The 14,342-nt window shown below is 67.2% G+C and carries 16 protein-coding genes and 1 pseudogene; 8 read left to right on the top strand and 9 right to left on the bottom strand.

The window, feature by feature from the left end:
- On the top strand, positions 1-543 hold a 543-nt coding region (locus A5707_RS11980; RefSeq protein WP_065014689.1), incomplete at its 5' end, for an SDR family NAD(P)-dependent oxidoreductase.
- Here A5707_RS11980 and A5707_RS11975 read toward each other — a convergent pair.
- Together A5707_RS11975 and A5707_RS11970 are read right to left on the bottom strand one after the other, a co-directional pair.
- Complete coding sequence (locus A5707_RS11975) at positions 521-1,840, bottom strand: L,D-transpeptidase (RefSeq protein WP_065014686.1); 1,320 nt, start codon at positions 1,838-1,840, stop codon at positions 521-523. The two genes, A5707_RS11980 and A5707_RS11975, sit on opposite strands and share 23 nt — an antisense overlap.
- A 37-nt stretch (positions 1,841-1,877) precedes the next feature.
- Entirely contained in the window at positions 1,878-2,942 is a 1,065-nt protein-coding gene (locus A5707_RS11970) for a UDP-N-acetylmuramate dehydrogenase (protein WP_065014685.1), read from the bottom strand.
- A gap of 26 nt (positions 2,943-2,968) precedes the next feature.
- On the opposite strand from A5707_RS11970, the gene A5707_RS11965 reads away from it, so the two are divergent.
- From A5707_RS11965 to A5707_RS11950, 4 genes are all read left to right on the top strand, one after another.
- The gene (locus tag A5707_RS11965) at positions 2,969-3,475 is read left to right on the top strand and encodes a DUF2505 domain-containing protein (RefSeq protein WP_065014684.1); all 507 of its coding nucleotides are present in this window, start codon (positions 2,969-2,971) and stop codon (positions 3,473-3,475) included.
- 84 nt (positions 3,476-3,559) lie between these two features.
- A complete protein-coding gene (locus A5707_RS11960; protein WP_065014683.1) occupies positions 3,560-4,378 on the top strand; it encodes a carbon-nitrogen hydrolase family protein in 819 nt (272 codons plus the stop codon).
- Positions 4,375-5,334, top strand: a complete 960-nt coding sequence (locus A5707_RS11955; protein ID WP_065014682.1) for a DUF2993 domain-containing protein — start codon at positions 4,375-4,377, stop codon at positions 5,332-5,334. Before A5707_RS11960 ends, A5707_RS11955 begins: the two co-directional genes overlap by 4 nt.
- A gap of 377 nt (positions 5,335-5,711) precedes the next feature.
- Positions 5,712-6,470: a DUF2993 domain-containing protein gene (locus A5707_RS11950; RefSeq protein ID WP_156657838.1), complete on the top strand. Its 759-nt coding sequence runs from the start codon at positions 5,712-5,714 to the stop codon at positions 6,468-6,470.
- Here the strand turns inward: A5707_RS11950 and deoC are convergent.
- The 6 genes from deoC to A5707_RS11920 form a co-directional block, all read right to left on the bottom strand.
- A complete protein-coding gene (gene deoC, locus A5707_RS11945) occupies positions 6,467-7,141 on the bottom strand; it encodes a deoxyribose-phosphate aldolase (protein WP_065014680.1) in 675 nt (224 codons plus the stop codon). The genes A5707_RS11950 and deoC overlap by 4 nt on opposite strands.
- Complete coding sequence (locus A5707_RS11940; protein ID WP_065014679.1) at positions 7,141-7,548, bottom strand: DUF2599 domain-containing protein; 408 nt, start codon at positions 7,546-7,548, stop codon at positions 7,141-7,143. Before A5707_RS11940 ends, deoC begins: the two co-directional genes overlap by 1 nt.
- Before the next feature lie 5 nt (positions 7,549-7,553).
- Positions 7,554-7,844: a DUF2516 family protein gene (locus tag A5707_RS11935; protein WP_065014678.1), complete on the bottom strand. Its 291-nt coding sequence runs from the start codon at positions 7,842-7,844 to the stop codon at positions 7,554-7,556.
- Positions 7,845-7,934: 90 nt separating this feature from the next.
- Complete coding sequence (locus A5707_RS11930) at positions 7,935-8,543, bottom strand: heparin-binding hemagglutinin (protein WP_065014677.1); 609 nt, start codon at positions 8,541-8,543, stop codon at positions 7,935-7,937.
- 76 nt (positions 8,544-8,619) lie between these two features.
- The gene (locus A5707_RS11925; protein WP_065014688.1) at positions 8,620-9,021 is read right to left on the bottom strand and encodes a helix-turn-helix domain-containing protein; all 402 of its coding nucleotides are present in this window, start codon (positions 9,019-9,021) and stop codon (positions 8,620-8,622) included.
- An 89-nt stretch (positions 9,022-9,110) separates the two neighbouring features.
- Positions 9,111-10,478, bottom strand: a complete 1,368-nt coding sequence (locus tag A5707_RS11920) for a DUF445 domain-containing protein (protein WP_082969417.1) — start codon at positions 10,476-10,478, stop codon at positions 9,111-9,113.
- Between the two features lie 112 nt (positions 10,479-10,590).
- Here A5707_RS11920 and A5707_RS11915 point away from each other — a divergent pair, with 112 nt between their 5' ends.
- Together A5707_RS11915 and A5707_RS11910 are read left to right on the top strand one after the other, a co-directional pair.
- Positions 10,591-11,292 (top strand): TetR/AcrR family transcriptional regulator, encoded by a 702-nt coding sequence (locus A5707_RS11915; RefSeq protein WP_065014676.1) that lies wholly within the window; start codon positions 10,591-10,593, stop codon positions 11,290-11,292.
- 27 nt (positions 11,293-11,319) lie between these two features.
- Positions 11,320-12,330 (top strand): prenyltransferase, encoded by a 1,011-nt coding sequence (locus A5707_RS11910; RefSeq protein WP_065014675.1) that lies wholly within the window; start codon positions 11,320-11,322, stop codon positions 12,328-12,330.
- A gap of 18 nt (positions 12,331-12,348) precedes the next feature.
- Here the strand turns inward: A5707_RS11910 and kasB are convergent, their stop codons facing one another.
- Entirely contained in the window at positions 12,349-13,599 is a 1,251-nt protein-coding gene (kasB, locus tag A5707_RS11905; RefSeq protein WP_065014674.1) for a 3-oxoacyl-ACP synthase KasB, read from the bottom strand.
- Positions 13,600-13,798: 199 nt separating this feature from the next.
- Here kasB and A5707_RS23295 point away from each other — a divergent pair.
- A pseudogene (locus A5707_RS23295) lies at positions 13,799-14,342 on the top strand (class I SAM-dependent methyltransferase); the annotation flags it as partial.

Here is a 14,342-nt window from a genome sequence, read left to right as displayed (position 1 = left end):
GCGCTGGCGGCCCAGGTGGACCGGGTCGACGTGCTGGTCAACAACGCCGGCGGCGCCAAAGGCCTGGAGCCGGTGGCCGACGCCGACCTGGCGCACTGGCGGTGGATGTGGGAGACCAATGTGCTCGGCACGCTGCGGGTGACCCGCGCGCTGCTGCCCAAACTGATCGCGTCCGGCGACGGCCTGATCGTCACCGTGACCTCGGTGGCGGCGTTGGAGATCTACGACGGCGGCGCCGGCTACACGGCCGCCAAACACGCGCAGGGCGCGCTGCACCGCACGCTGCGCGGCGAATTGCTGGGAAAGCCGGTGCGGCTCACCGAGATTGCGCCCGGCGCCGTCGAAACCGAGTTTTCGCTGGTGCGGTTCGGCGGTGACCAGCAGCGCGCCGACGCCGTCTATGCCGGGATGACGCCGTTGGTGGCCGCCGACATCGCCGAGGTGATCGGGTTCGTGGCGTCGCGCCCGTCGCACGTCAACCTCGACCAGATCGTGATCCGGCCGCGCGATCAGGCCAGCGCTAGCCGCCGGGTCGGACGCTAGTGGTCGGGGTCCCCGACAACGTGGGCGCGTCCTTGGGGGTGGCGGGCGCGCTGCGCGGCATCGACGCCGGCGACGGCTTGGACCCGCTGGCGGGCGGCAGCGCCGACATTCCCACCCAGGTATCCCAATCGACGGCCCAGTCCCAGATGTCGCCGTCGGCGTAGGACAGCTCGATGCGGCTACCGGTCACCTCGACCGGGTCGCCGTAGATGGCGCTGTTGAAGTATTGCTCGGCGTCGGCCGTCGACAGGTTGACACACCCGTTGGTGACGTTCGAATTACCTTGTGCGCCAGAGCTTGCCGGGTTGGCGTGGATGAACTCGCCGTTGTTGGAAATCCGCACCGCCCAGCGTTCGTGGATGTTGCTGTACCCGGCGGCGGGGTTGGACATGTAGAAGTCGGCGTATTTCTCGCTGACCACGTGGATGCCGTTGCGGGTGACGTTGCGCGCCTTATCACCTTCGCCGTAGCTGCACGGGAAGTCCATGATGACGCCCTCGTCTCGGACCACCTGGATGCGGTGCGACGAAATTTCGGCCTTGACCACCTGTCGCCGACCGATCTCGAAGGCCAGGCTCATGTCCTGCTTGCCGTAGGCGCCGTCGCCGAACGCGAGCCCATAGAGCTTGGCGTCGACGTTGACCTTGGTGCCGGCCGGGTAGTACTCGCGGGTGCGCCAGTGGGCCCGCGCGCCGGCCGCCTCGTCGGGCAGCCATGCCCAACTGCCCTCCACGGGAGGGTCGGTGGTGACCTTCATTGCCCGCTCGACGGCGGCCTTGTCGCTGATCGGCGCGTCGAATTGGACGATGATCGGCGCGGCGACCCCGACCGTCTGCCCGTCGGCGAGTTGGAAGCCGCCGTCGATCTGCTTGGTGGGGGTGACGGTGATGAATTTCCCCGCGACTGGCACGGCCTTGCCGTCGTGGCCGACCACCGAGCCGCTCCAGGTGTAGGACGTGTCGTAGCCGAGCGGCTCGGTGATGGTGTAGACGGTGCGGTCGCGGTTGAGCGCGCCGGCCACCACCTTGCCGGCGGTGTTCGTCAGCGCCACCTTCTGGAACCAGCCGTTGCGCACCTCGACGCTGATCGGCGCCGTGGGCACCACGTCCTCGGCCTTGTCGCCCGGCCGGAACGTCAAACTTGCCGCCGGCGGTGGTTTGGCCTTGTCCGATTGTTTGCTTGATCCCCCGACACAAGCCGCCAAAAGGTTCGGCGCGAACATCCCCACCGCCAGCGTCGTCAACGCCCGGCGCCGGTTGATCGGCGGCAGGTCACGCGCTGTGTTCACGACAAACAAAGATACCGGCGAAAACGACCTATTCCGTGCACGCGCGCTACAGCACGCAGCCGACCAGCACCGGCTCGGGCATCAATGTGACACCAAACACATCCCGGACCCCGTCGCGCACGGTGCGCGCCAGCGCCACCACATCAGCGGCGGTGGCACCACCGCGGTTGGTCAAAGCAAGCGCATGCTTGGTTGACAGTCGGCAGGCCGTCTCCTCCCTGCCCGGATAGCCTTTGCCGAAGCCGGCTTGCTCGACCAGCCAGCCGGCGGCCAGCTTCACCCCGTCCGGTGCCGGATAGTGCGGCACCGGACGATCTGCTTCGTCCGCCAGCCGCTGGTAAACCTCCGGCGCGACAACCGGATTGGTGAAAAACGAGCCCACGCTCCAGGTGTCGTGGTCGGCGGGGTCGAGCACCATGCCCTTGCGGGCCCGCAGCGCCAGCACTGCCTTGCGCACCGCCGCGGGCTCGGCCCGTTGACCCGTCGTCGCGCCGAGCGCAGCAACCAGCTCGCCGTAGCGCAGCGGCGCGCTGCGGCCGGCACCATCGAGCGCAAACTCCACCTCCAGCACGACGGCCGCTTCGGAATGCTTGAGCACGCTGGTGCGGTAGCCGAAGCGCAGTTCGCCGGCCGGCGCCCAGCGCACCTCGCCACTGCGGCGATCCAGCAGCCGTACCCGGGTGATGGTGTCGGCAACCTCCGCCCCGTATGCACCGACGTTTTGCACGGGGGTGGCTCCCGCCGAACCGGGGATCCCCGACATGCATTCGAGTCCACCCAGACCGCGCTCGATGGTTGCGACGACCACGTCATCCCACACAGCGCCCGCCTCGACCCGCACGATGTTGCCGTCGATACGAATATTGTTGGCGGCCAACCGAATTACCGTCAGGTCGGTCAGCGCGTCGGCGATCACCACGTTGGATCCGCCGGCTAACACCAGCAACGGACGACACTGCTCGGCGTCCAGCTGACGCAGCGTGACGATCACCTGCTCGACGCTCGAGCAGGTGATGACGCGCTGCGCAATCGGGCCGACCCGCAAAGTGGTCAGCGGCGCCAGCGGCACCTGCTCGGCGACATGCGCACCGGCGAACAACGTTCCCGCCACGGGCGGTAACGGTAGCGTGATTTGCTATGCCGCGTTCATTCGACATGTCCACCGATTACGGGGCCACCGTCGAAGAGGTTCTTCGAGCATTCAGCGATGAGGCGTACTGGCTGGCCCGACTGGCCGATTCGGGCGCCGACGACGCGACGCTGGACTCGATGCGCGTCGAGGACGGCACGATCGACGTGGTCACCACCCAGGTGCTGCGCAGCGACCGGCTACCCGGGGTGGTGACCCAGTTCCACCGCGGCGATCTGTGCGTCCGCCGCGAGGAGACCTGGGACCCGATCAGCAACGGCGCGGCCACCGCCACCGTGGTCGGGTCGATCCTGGATGCGCCGGCCGCGCTGACGGGCACCGCCGTGCTGGAGCCGGTGGCCGAATCGGGTGGTGCGCGGTTGAAATTCCGGGCCACCGTCGAGGTTCGAATCCCGCTCGTCGGCGGCAAGCTGGAGAACTTCATCGGCAGCCAGCTCGTCGAGCTGTTGATCGCCGAGCAGCGCTTCACCACGATGTGGATCACCAACCCGTGAGCACGCCGAGCGTCGAGTTGTTGGGAGATTTGACGTATTTCTGCCCGACAAGTCGACGTTCGGCAAGGTTTTAGGCTGGTGGGCATGCGGATTGCGGTGGCGCAGATCCTCAGCGGCACCGAGCCGGCCGACAACCTCCAGCTGGTGCGCGACTACACCGCCCGCGCCGCCGACGCCGGTGCGGCGATGGTGGTGTTCCCGGAGGCGACGATGTGCCGGTTCGGTGTGCCGCTGGCGCCGGTCGCCGAGCCGGTCGACGGGCCGTGGGCCGACGGTGTACGCCGGATCGCCGCCGACGCCGGCCTCACCGTGATCGCCGGCATGTTCACCCCCGCCGACGACGGCCGGGTCGCCAACACGCTGCTCGCAGCCGGGCCGGGCACCGATACGCACTACGACAAGATCCACCTCTACGACGCGTTCGGGTTCACCGAGTCACGCACCGTCGCGCCGGGCCGTGAGCCGGTGCTGATCGACGTCGACGGCGTCGAGGTGGGGCTGACCACCTGCTACGACATCCGGTTTCCCCAGCTGTACACCGCGCTGGCGCGCCGCGGCGCCCAGGTGATCGTCGTCGCCGCGTCGTGGGGGTCGGGCCCCGGAAAGCTCGAGCAATGGACGTTGCTGGCCCGCGCGCGGGCGCTGGACTGCACCAGCTACGTCGTCGCGGCGGGTCAGGCCGATCCCGGCCAGACGCTGAGCGCCTCGGGCGCCCCGACCGGGGTCGGCGGCAGCTTGGTGGTCTCGCCGTTCGGTGAGGTCGTGGCCGCCGCAGGCGCCGACCCCGAGCTGCTGGTGGCCGATATCGACTCCGAGCGCGTGCACGCCGCCCGGGACGCCATTGCGGTGCTGCGCAACCAGGCCGACTTCGTTGACGCCGATGAGGCAGAATCGCCCGGGTGACGAATCCGCAGGAGCCACCGCACGACGACCCGTCGATATGGGCTCGCCCCGGCAGTGAAGGTGGTCCTGCGCAACCGTCGGCACCCGATCAGGCCGACTCACCACCGGCAGCCCACGACCAGCCGACTGCCGGGCTTGCGCCGCCCTACTCGGAGGACGCCCCGACCGAGGCAACGTCCGGACTGCCACCGTCGGAGGACGCACCCGTGAAGAAGAGGCGCCGCTGGCTCCGCGACCCGGTTTCCGTCGTTCTGGTTCTCGTCATCGTGGTCGCGCTGACGATCGCCGGGCTGGTCGGCGGCGAAATCTATGCCCGCCACCGGGCCGACAGTGTGGTGGCCGCAGCGACCGAATGCGTTGTGCACGACAAGGTCAACGTGTCGTTCGGCCCCACCCCGTTTTTGCTGCAGCACATCACCGGCCACTATCGCGGTATCTCGATCCACACCGCGGGCAACCAGGTCCGCGATGCCAAGGGCATGAAGGCCGACATCCTGATCGATGACGTCGACCTGCACGGCGACGCGAACTCCAAGGGCACGATCGGCTCGCTGGACGCCAGCATCACCTGGACGTCCGACGGCATCAAGCAAACCGTGGCGGGTTCCATTCCGTTCATCGGTGGCCTGGTCAACAGCGTCGCGACCGATCCCAACGCCGGCACCATCGAGCTCAAGGGTGCGCTCGGGCTGGGCAGCGTCACGGTCAAGCCGCAGGTCGCCGACAACGGCTTGGCCCTGCAGGTTGTCAGCGTGACCGCGATGGGCGCACCGATACCGCGCGAGACCGCGCAATCGGCGCTGGACATCTTCGCCTCCAGGCTGGCCAACGACTATCCGTTGGGTATCCATGCCGACAGCGTGCAAGTCACCGAAGACGGTGTGGCAGCGCACTTTTCGACGCGTGACGCCGCGATCCCGCCCGGCCAATCGGATCCCTGCTTCGCCAACCTGTGACCATTTTCAGACTTCGTTCAGCTCGGTAAGGCACAATCGCGCTGGTGACGACACCGCAAGGGCCTTCGCACGGCGACCCGTCGGAATGGGCTCGCCCGTCAGGGCCGTCCGGTCAGCCGCGGCCGGCTCCAGGCCCCTCCCAATCCCCCACCGAGCGGATTCCCCAGCGGGGGCGCCCGCAGCCGCCGCCCCCGCCGAACCGGCCGCAACCACCCGGCCCGCCTCCGCCGCGCCAGGCAGGGCCACCACCGCATCAGCAGCCGGGGCGTCCGCCGCAGCCGCAAGCGCGCCAACCGGCCCCGCCGCCCAACCGACCGGAGCCGGCCACCACCAAGCTGCCCACCTCAGCGGAGTCCCACGAGCCCAAAGACAAGCCGATGAACGCCCTCACCCGCTTTTCGCGCAATCGCACGTCGCTCCTGCTGATCCTGGTGATCGTGCTGCTGGTGGTGTTCGCCGGGCTGATCGGCGCCGAGTTGTACACCCGCCACACCGCCGACAGCAAGGTGGCCGACGCGGTGCAGTGCGAGGTGCAGGACAGCGCCACGGTGTCCTTCGCCGCCACGCCGCCGGTGCTGTGGCAGTACATCAACAGCCACTACACCAACATCTCCGTGCAGACCGCGGGCAATCAGATCCGCAGCGCCAAGGGCATGACGCTGAACCTGAACATCCATGACGTCAACCTGAACGGCAGCGGCAACTCCAAGGGCACGATCGGCTCGCTCAACGGCACGATCACCTGGACGACCGACGGCATCAAGGAGTCGATCCAAGACGCCATTCCGGTAATCGGCAACCTGGTGACCAGCAAGGTCACCACCAATCCCAGCGACGGCACCATCAAATTGAAGGGGCTGCTGGACAGTGCCACCGTCAAGCCGCAGCTCGCCGACAACGGGCTGTCGCTGCAGGTGGTCGACCTGAGCGCGCTGGGGTCCAAGATGTCGACGGATACGGTGCAAAAGAACCTCGACGACCTCACCTCGAAGGCGACCAAGAACTACCCGCTGGGTATCCACGCCGACAGCGTGAAGGTCACCGATTCCGGGGTCGAGGCCACGTTCTCGACGCAGAACGCGACCATCCCGGCGTCGTCGTCGTCGAGTCAGGACTCCTGCTTCGACAACCTCTAAGCCAACCCGTCGAGCACGGCGCGGGTGCCGGACAACCCGAGTCGGGTGGCGCCCGCGTCGAGCATGGCGAGCGCGTCGGTGGCGGTGCGGATGCCGCCGCTGGCTTTGACCCCGAGTCGTCCACCGACGGCGTCGGCCATCAGTGCTACGGCGGCCGCCGATGCACCGCCGGCCGGATGAAACCCGGTCGAGGTTTTGACGAAGTCGGCGCCGGCCTCCTCGGCGGCGCGGCAGACCGCGACCAGCGTGCGCTCGTCGGCCAGTGCCAGCAGCGCCGCGGACTCCACGATCACTTTGAGCAGCGCGGTGGGTACCGCGGCGCGCACCGCGGCGATCTCCGATCGCACGGCGGCGACCTCGCCGCCAATGGCCGCGCCGACGTCGATCACCATGTCGATCTCGCTGGCGCCGGATGCCACCGCCAGGGCCGCTTCGCGGGCTTTCACTTCGGCCAGATGCTTACCGGACGGGAATCCCGCGACGGCGGCCACCCGCGCATCGCCGGCGGCGACGGCAACGGGGACCATCGATGGGGAGACGCACACGGTGCAGACGCCCAGTTCGATTCCTTCGGCGACGACGGCGGCGACGTCGGCAGCGGTGGCCTCGGGTTTGAGCAGGGTGTGGTCGACGAGCGCGGCCACCTGCCGGCGGGTGGGTCGGTTCGGCACTAGAACGGTTCTTCCGCGCCGCCGGGGTTGCAGCCGGACCCGATCATTGTGGCGTCATCGACCACCGGCCGCCACGGCTCCAGATTCCAGCTGGTCTTGCCGGGCTCCACGAACTCGGCCACCTGCCAGTGGCAGACGAATTGCTGGCGCATCCCGGGGGTGTCGGCGTTGGGTGCCCGGCGCAGAACCTCGGCCCAGGCTTCGTCGGCGGCCGTGCTGTCGGTGACGGCCTGCCTGGCGGCAGTACGCGCCGCGGCGGTGGGATAGACCCGCAGGCTGGCTTGCCGGCCCCATTGCACCCATTCGGTGTGGTCGACGAACGGTGGTGCGTATGCCGGATCGGCGGCCACCGGAGCGGCGAGCAGCAGCGCGGGAAGTGCCGCTGCCGGCACAGCGAACGCTCGCATCCCGACTAGCGCGATTTGCCTTGAATTTCAAGGAGTTTGGGTCGAACATCAACCATGTAGACGCCGGCCGCACAGGCAGCGGCAGCCACACCCAGCACGCCGAAGACGAAACTCAGGATCGAGGCCAAGACCACACCGGCGCCCAGGATTCCCAACCACGCCGGCTTGGTCAGCTTGCCCGCCGCGGTATAGGCGTCAGGCCGCTGCATCGCGGCGTGCACGAACGCATAGACGGAGGTCACCACGACGGCGACTTGCACGATCATCATGATGGTGCCGGCTAAACCTTGGAGCATCACCCTGTAAGCGTATGCGGACGCCCATAAAAACGTCGACTCCGAGTCACCCCAACAGGGGCAACTCGGAGTCGAGTCGGATGAAGCCGCTTACTTCTGGGTGACCTTCTTGGCCGGAGCCTTCTTGGCCGGGGCCTTCTTGGCGGCGCTCTTCTTGGCCGGGGCCTTCTTGGCCGGGGCCTTCTTGGCGGCGCTCTTCTTGGCCGGCTGCTCCTTCTTGGGCAGGTCGATGCCGACCAGCTTGGCGGCACGCTCGCCGACCGCGCGGGTCTGCGACGCCACCGTGCCCAGCGCCTCCTGGGTCAACTCGACCGCCTGGTCGACGTAGCCCTCGGCCCGCGCCGACGCGTCCTCGAAGCCGGCTTGGTTGCGCAGCCGCGCCAGGGCGGCCTCGCCACGCTCGACCAGCTCGTTGTACCGAGTGGTCGCGGCCTCGACGTAACCCTCGGCGGCCGTGCGCAGCTCCTCGGAGGTGAAGCGCTCGCGCAGCTCACGCAGCTGCTCGGGCAGGTCCTCCTGCAACTTGGCCAGGCGTGCGCGGCTCTCCTCGACCCGACTACGGGTGTCGGTCCGGGTCTCGCCGGCGCGCTCGCGCAGCTCGGCGAGCAGGTCGTTGACGGTGGCCAGGGCCAGGTCGGCAGCGCCCAGCGCGGCAAGCAGCGGGGCCTTCAGGTCGTCAATGGTCGGATTGTCGGCCATGGTGTTTCCCTTTCGTGGATCGTTTTACGTGTTGGCGGTCAGATGTTTGGCATACCCAAACGTCATGGTTTAGGCATTAAGCGGGTTCAGCAGACTTGGTCTCCTCACGGCCGGCTTCGTTTTGTTGCACGAAGGACGTGTAAATGTCGAGCAGAACCTGCTTCTGCCGTTCGCTGATCGCCGTGTCGGTGACGATGGCGTCGCGGACTTCGCTGGTGGCGCTGGGCTCGAGAATCCCGGCCTGCACATAGAGCACTTCGGCAGACACCCGCAGCGCCTTGGCGATCTGGTTGAGCACGTCAGCGGAGGGTTTACGCAAGCCCCGTTCGATCTGGCTGAGGTATGGATTGCTGACACCGGCTTTCTCCGCTAACTGCCGCACCGACACCTGCGCCGCCTCGCGCTGCGTCCTGATGAAACTGCCGATGTCTGACGCAGCAGTCGACACCACTGCGGCAAGCTTCTCCTCCTGCTGCATCAGTGACTCCTTGCGCGTCGGATCGTCGGTGCGGACGCGCACCACAGTACGACCAAGTGCTAACTTTTGCAAGCACTAGTTAGCACGACTCAGAACACGAGCTGGGCGATCGCATAAATCGCCAGGCCGGCCAGCGAACCCACGACGGTGCCGTTGATCCGGATGAATTGGAGGTCGCGGCCGACGTGTAACTCGATGCGGCGGCTGGCCTCCTGCGCGTCCCACTGCTCGATCGTGTCGGTGATGATGGCGGTGATCTCCACTCCGTACTGCGAGACCAGGTGCTGGGCGGCCCGGACGATCCAGTTGTCCACCTTGTCGCGCAGGTCGGCATCGTCGCGCAGCGATTCGCCGATCCGCACCACGGCATCGGTGATGCGGGTGCGCAGCGCGCTGGACGGGTCGTCGACGCCCTCGAGCACCAGCCGCTTCAGCGTCTTCCAGGCGGTGGCGGCGGCGTTGGTGACCTCGTCGCGGGCCATCAGCTGCTCTTTGACGGCCTCGGCCCGGGCGATCGTCGCCTCGTCGTGCTGCAGGTCGTCGGCGAACTCGAACAGAAAGCGGGTGGCCGAGCGGCGCAGCTCATGAAAGGGGTCGCGGCGGACCTTGTCGGTGAAATCCATCAGCTCGCGGTGGATGCGATCGCCGACCAAGTGGTCGATGAACCGCGGTGACCAGCTTGGCGAGTCGCGCTCGACCACCCGCTGGATCACTTCTCCGGCGTTCAGCGACCACTGGAACGCCCGGTCGGCCAGCAACTGGATCAGCGCCTCCTGCCGGTTCTCGGCCAGCAGGGTGGACAGCACCCGCCCCGCCGGCGGACCCCACTTCGGCTCGGCGATACGCCGCACGATCATCCGGTCGATGACCTGCTGGACGTCCTCGTCGCGCAGCAACTCCACCAGCACCCGCAGAACCGTCGCGGTTTCGGTGGCCACCCGCTGGGCATGAGAGGTCTCCGAGAGCCACTTGCCCAGCCGTCCGGCGATCTGCCCGTCCCGCAGCTTGGTCTCGACGACCGGCGGCGACAGGAAGTTCTCCCGGATGAAGGTCCCCAGGCTCTCGCCGAGCTGGTCTTTTTTTCGCTTGATGATCGCGGTATGCGGAATCGGGATGCCCAGCGGATGCTTGAACAGCGCGGTGACCGCAAACCAGTCCGCCAGTGCGCCGACCATGCCCGCCTCCGCGGCGGCGCCGAGGTAGCCCACCCACGTCGGCGCCGTGCCCCCGGTCTGTGCCCACCGACACGCCAAGAAGACCACGGTGGCGCCGACCAGGAAGCTCAGCGCCACGACTTTCATCCGGCGCAGTCCGCGGCGCCGCTCGGCGTCGGCCTGCGGGTCGGCCCCGGCGAATGACTCCGCCAGTGACGCAGCAGTGCGACGTGCTCTCGTCGGCAGCGGGATCAAGTCCGTCACGGCCGGACGGGCCGCCGGATTGGCTCGATGTACCACCACACCATCATCCGCTATCAGGTATCTGGTGCGCGAAGTAACTGTTACCGCCTCAACTGCGGAGCAGTACTAACCAGTAGTATCGAGGGCGTCGAGTGGATGGGAATCAGCGATAGTGGCACAGCAGGCGCCGGCCGGGACCGTCAAGACCGATGGCCGGAAGCGACGTTGGCACCAGCACAAGGTGGAACGTCGCAATGACCTGATCGACGGCACCATCGAGGCGATCCGACGTCGCGGTCGCTACGTGAGCATGGACGAGATCGCGGGTGAAATCGGGGTCTCTAAAACTGTCCTGTACCGCTATTTCGTCGACAAGAACGATTTGACGACCGCGGTGATGATGCGGTTCGCACAGATCACGCTGATCCCCAACATGACCGCGGCGCTGTCGTCGAACCTGGACGGCTTCGACCTGACCCGCGAGATCATCCGGGTGTACGTCGAAACCGTGGCGGCCGAACCCGAGCCCTACCGGTTCGTGATGGCGAACAGTTCGGCCAGCAAAAGCAAAGTCATCGCCGACTCCGAGCGGATCATCGCCCGCATGCTCGCCGTGATGCTGCGACGCCGGATGCTGCCGGCGGGCATGGACGTCGGCGGGGTGGAGCCGTGGGCCTACATGATCGTCGGTGGCGTGCAGCTGGCCACCCACTCCTGGTTGCTGGACCCGCGGATGAGCGCCGACGAGCTGATCGATTACCTGACGATGCTGAGCTGGAACGCGCTGTGCGGCATCGTTGAAGTCGGCGGCTCGCTCGAGAAGTTCCGGGGCCAACCCCATCCGCCGCCGATCGTGCCGGCACACCCACACTGAGGTCCCCACACGCTTTAGGCTCAAGTGATGACTGAGGTGACGGCCCGCTCGCGACTGAGGTCCTGGGCGTACGCGTTGCGAACCACCAATCCGCCGCCGGACGGACCGGTCGATGCCGTCACCCGCTGGATCGTCGTCACCCGCGCCGCGGTGCTGCCGATGACGCTGGTGTCCGGTTTGGTCGCCGCGTTACTGGCCGTCGGACAACCGGGGCTGGACTGGCGGTGGCTGGTCCTCGCGATCGTCGGAATCACGTTGGCGCACACGGCCAACAACTTGATGAACGACCTGTACGACACCCAAACCGGGACCGACAGCGCCAGCTATCCGCGCGCGCTTTACGCTCCGCATCCGGTGCTGTCGGGGCTGGTCAGCCGTCGCACCCTGCTGACCGCAATCGCGGTGGTGAATGTCGCCGACCTGGCCATCCTGATCGTGTTGACGTGGGCGCGTGGCTGGCCGGTGCTGGCGTTTGCGCTGTCCGGGTTTGTGCTGAGCGTTGCCTATACCGCTCCGCCGGTGCGGCTGAAGAAGCGCGGCCTGGGTGAGCCCGACGTCTTCGTGGTCTGGGGCCCGTTAATGGTCTGCGGCACATACTATTCCGCGGTCGGGTCGGTGGGCTGGGAGGTCGTGCTGGCGTCGCTGCCCTATGGGTTGCTGTGCACGACGGTGCTGATGGGCAAGCACATCGACAAGATTCCCTACGATGAGCCGCTGGGCATTCGCACGCTGCCGGTGATGCTCGGCGAAGGCCGCGCCCGGGCAGCCGCCCTGGCGATGATGGTCGGGTTTTATCTTCTGGTCGTCGCCGCGGTGCTGACCAACGCGATGCCATGGCCCGCGGTGCTCGTGGTGTTGGCGCTGCCCCGACTTGTCAAGGTGTGGCCGTATTTCCGTCGCCCGCCGCCTGATGCGCCGCCGGAGGGGTTCCCGGTGTGGCCGTTGTGGTATGCGGCGTTGGCCTGGGTGCACGTGCGCCAGGCGGGCGCCCTGCTGGTGGTGGGCCTGGCGATCGGCGCGCTGCTGCGGGCTATCTGACGCTGCGGCGGTCCGGGGTCAGTATTTGCCGAAGGCCAAGGCGACATTGTGGCCGCCGAAGCTGAACGAGTTGCTGATTGCATATTTGTAGTGGCCTGGTCGCGGCTCACCGGCCACCACGTCCAGCTCGATATCCGGATCGAGACGGCGCAAGTTCAACGTCGGCGGGACGACGCCGTCCCGCAGTGCCAATACGGTCAAGATCGACTCCACCGCACCGACCGCACCGATCGAATGGCCCAGCGCAGCTTTCGGCGCGTAGACCGCCGGCCGGTGCGCGCGCAGCGCGTTGTTGATGGCCTTCGCTTCGGCCAGGTCTCCGACTGCCGTGCCGGCGGCGTGGGCGTTGACGTGGTCGATGTCGGACGGAGTCAGGCCGGCGAGCTGGATTGCCCGGGTCATCGCGTGCCCGGCTCGTTCGGCGTTGGGATCGGGCGCCACCATGTGGTAGCCGTCGGAGGTGATGCCGGCACCCATCAGCCGACCAAAGATGTTGGCGCCGCGGGCTTTCGCGTGATCCTCGGTCTCGACCACCAGCAACGCTCCGGCTTCGCCGAACACAAATCCGTCGCGATCCCGATCGAACGGGCGGCACGCGCCGGCCGGATCGTCGTTGTTGGTCGACAGCATGTCCATCTGGGTGAACGCCGCGATGGGAACCGCCTCGATCCTGGTCTCGACGCCGCCGCAGATCGCGATGTCGGCTTCACCGAGCACGATGTTGCGCCACGCATGGGCGATGGCCTCGGCGCCGGCGGCGTCGGCAGATATCGGGGTGATGACTCCGGCTTTGGCGCCGCGTTCCAAGCCGACGGCCGCGCCCGCCGCATTGGGCATGGCCTTCTGCACGCCCAGCGGACCTATCGCCCGGATGCCGCGTTCCCGGATCTCGTCATATGCCCAGACCATCTCCTCCGTCGACCCCATCCCGGTGCCGATGGAAACCATCAACCGGTTGACGTCGACGTCGGGCGAGCCGGCGTTGGCCCACACTCGCCGGCCCAGCACCGTCGAGATCTTCTGCAGAAACAGGAACCGACGCAGCTCCACGCGCGTCATCTCGGCGTCGAAATCCTCCAGCAGATGCCCGCCGATGCGAACCGGTAAGTCGAACTGCTCGACGAACGGATCATCGAGCTTGCGGATCCCGCTCTGCCCGTCGAGCAGCTTCTTCCAGGTGCTGTCGGCATCCGTTGCCAAGGCGGTGGTCATTGCGACACCGGTGACGACAACGTCTGGGACACCATCTCCGGTCGAGAACCCCGCCATGGCGTTGCTACGTTCCTTTCCCACGATGGCCCTTCCAACACCACCCAATTACCCCGGCGCAATACCGGTCAAGCGTAAACCTGGCCCCCGTCCGGACTATCGCGAACGGAGCCTCACTTCCGTCCCGTTACGGGTTTGCCTTCGGTCCCTGCGGGGCACGATTGCAAGGGGTCCAACCGGACGTATAGGGTCGTCGGCTATGAGTGGGGTGAAGGACGTGGGGGAAACCGAACTGAAGCCGGATGTCGGCAATGTCCGGTCGCACTATGACCGGTCGAACGAATTCTTCAAGCTGTGGCTCGACCCGTCGATGACCTACAGCTGCGCGTATTGGGAAGATGGCGCCACGACGCTGGAAGAGGCCCAGCACGCCAAACGTGACCTGGCGCTGGGCAAGTTGGGGCTGGAGCCCGGGATGACGCTGCTCGACATCGGCTGCGGCTGGGGTTCGACCATGCGGCACGCGATCGAGAAGTACGACGTCAACGTCATCGGGATGACGCTCAGCCGCAACATGTGCGACTACAGCAAGGCCAAGCTGGCCAGCATCCCGACCAAGCCCACTGCCGGCAAAAGTTCGACGAGATGGACTCGCCGCGGAGCAAAGAGGTGCGGCTGCACGGCTGGGAAGAGTTCGACGAACCGGTCGATCGCATCATCACGGTCGAGGCCTTCGACGCGTTCAAAAAGGAACGGTATGCCGCATTCTTCGAACGCGCCCGCGACATCATGCCCGACGACGG

The organism is Mycobacterium kyorinense, from assembly GCF_001672775.1.
In the GTDB taxonomy this organism is placed as follows: domain Bacteria; phylum Actinomycetota; class Actinomycetes; order Mycobacteriales; family Mycobacteriaceae; genus Mycobacterium; species Mycobacterium kyorinense_A.
This window is presented reverse-complemented; position numbering and strand designations above follow the sequence as displayed.

Excerpts from the sequence above, each read along its gene's own strand:
- A5707_RS11965 (WP_065014684.1), top strand. The coding sequence starts at position 2,969 with ATGCCGCGTTCATTCGACATGTCCACCGATTACGGGGCCACCGTCGAA.
- A5707_RS11960 (WP_065014683.1), top strand. The coding sequence starts at position 3,560 with ATGCGGATTGCGGTGGCGCAGATCCTCAGCGGCACCGAGCCGGCCGAC.
- A5707_RS11950 (WP_156657838.1), top strand. The coding sequence starts at position 5,712 with ATGAACGCCCTCACCCGCTTTTCGCGCAATCGCACGTCGCTCCTGCTG.
- A5707_RS11940 (WP_065014679.1), bottom strand. The coding sequence starts at position 7,548 with ATGCGAGCGTTCGCTGTGCCGGCAGCGGCACTTCCCGCGCTGCTGCTC.
- A5707_RS11935 (WP_065014678.1), bottom strand. The coding sequence starts at position 7,844 with ATGCTCCAAGGTTTAGCCGGCACCATCATGATGATCGTGCAAGTCGCC.
- A5707_RS11930 (WP_065014677.1), bottom strand. The coding sequence starts at position 8,543 with ATGGCCGACAATCCGACCATTGACGACCTGAAGGCCCCGCTGCTTGCC.
- A5707_RS11925 (WP_065014688.1), bottom strand. The coding sequence starts at position 9,021 with ATGCAGCAGGAGGAGAAGCTTGCCGCAGTGGTGTCGACTGCTGCGTCA.
- A5707_RS11910 (WP_065014675.1), top strand. The coding sequence starts at position 11,320 with ATGACTGAGGTGACGGCCCGCTCGCGACTGAGGTCCTGGGCGTACGCG.
- kasB (WP_065014674.1), bottom strand. The coding sequence starts at position 13,599 with ATGGCGGGGTTCTCGACCGGAGATGGTGTCCCAGACGTTGTCGTCACC.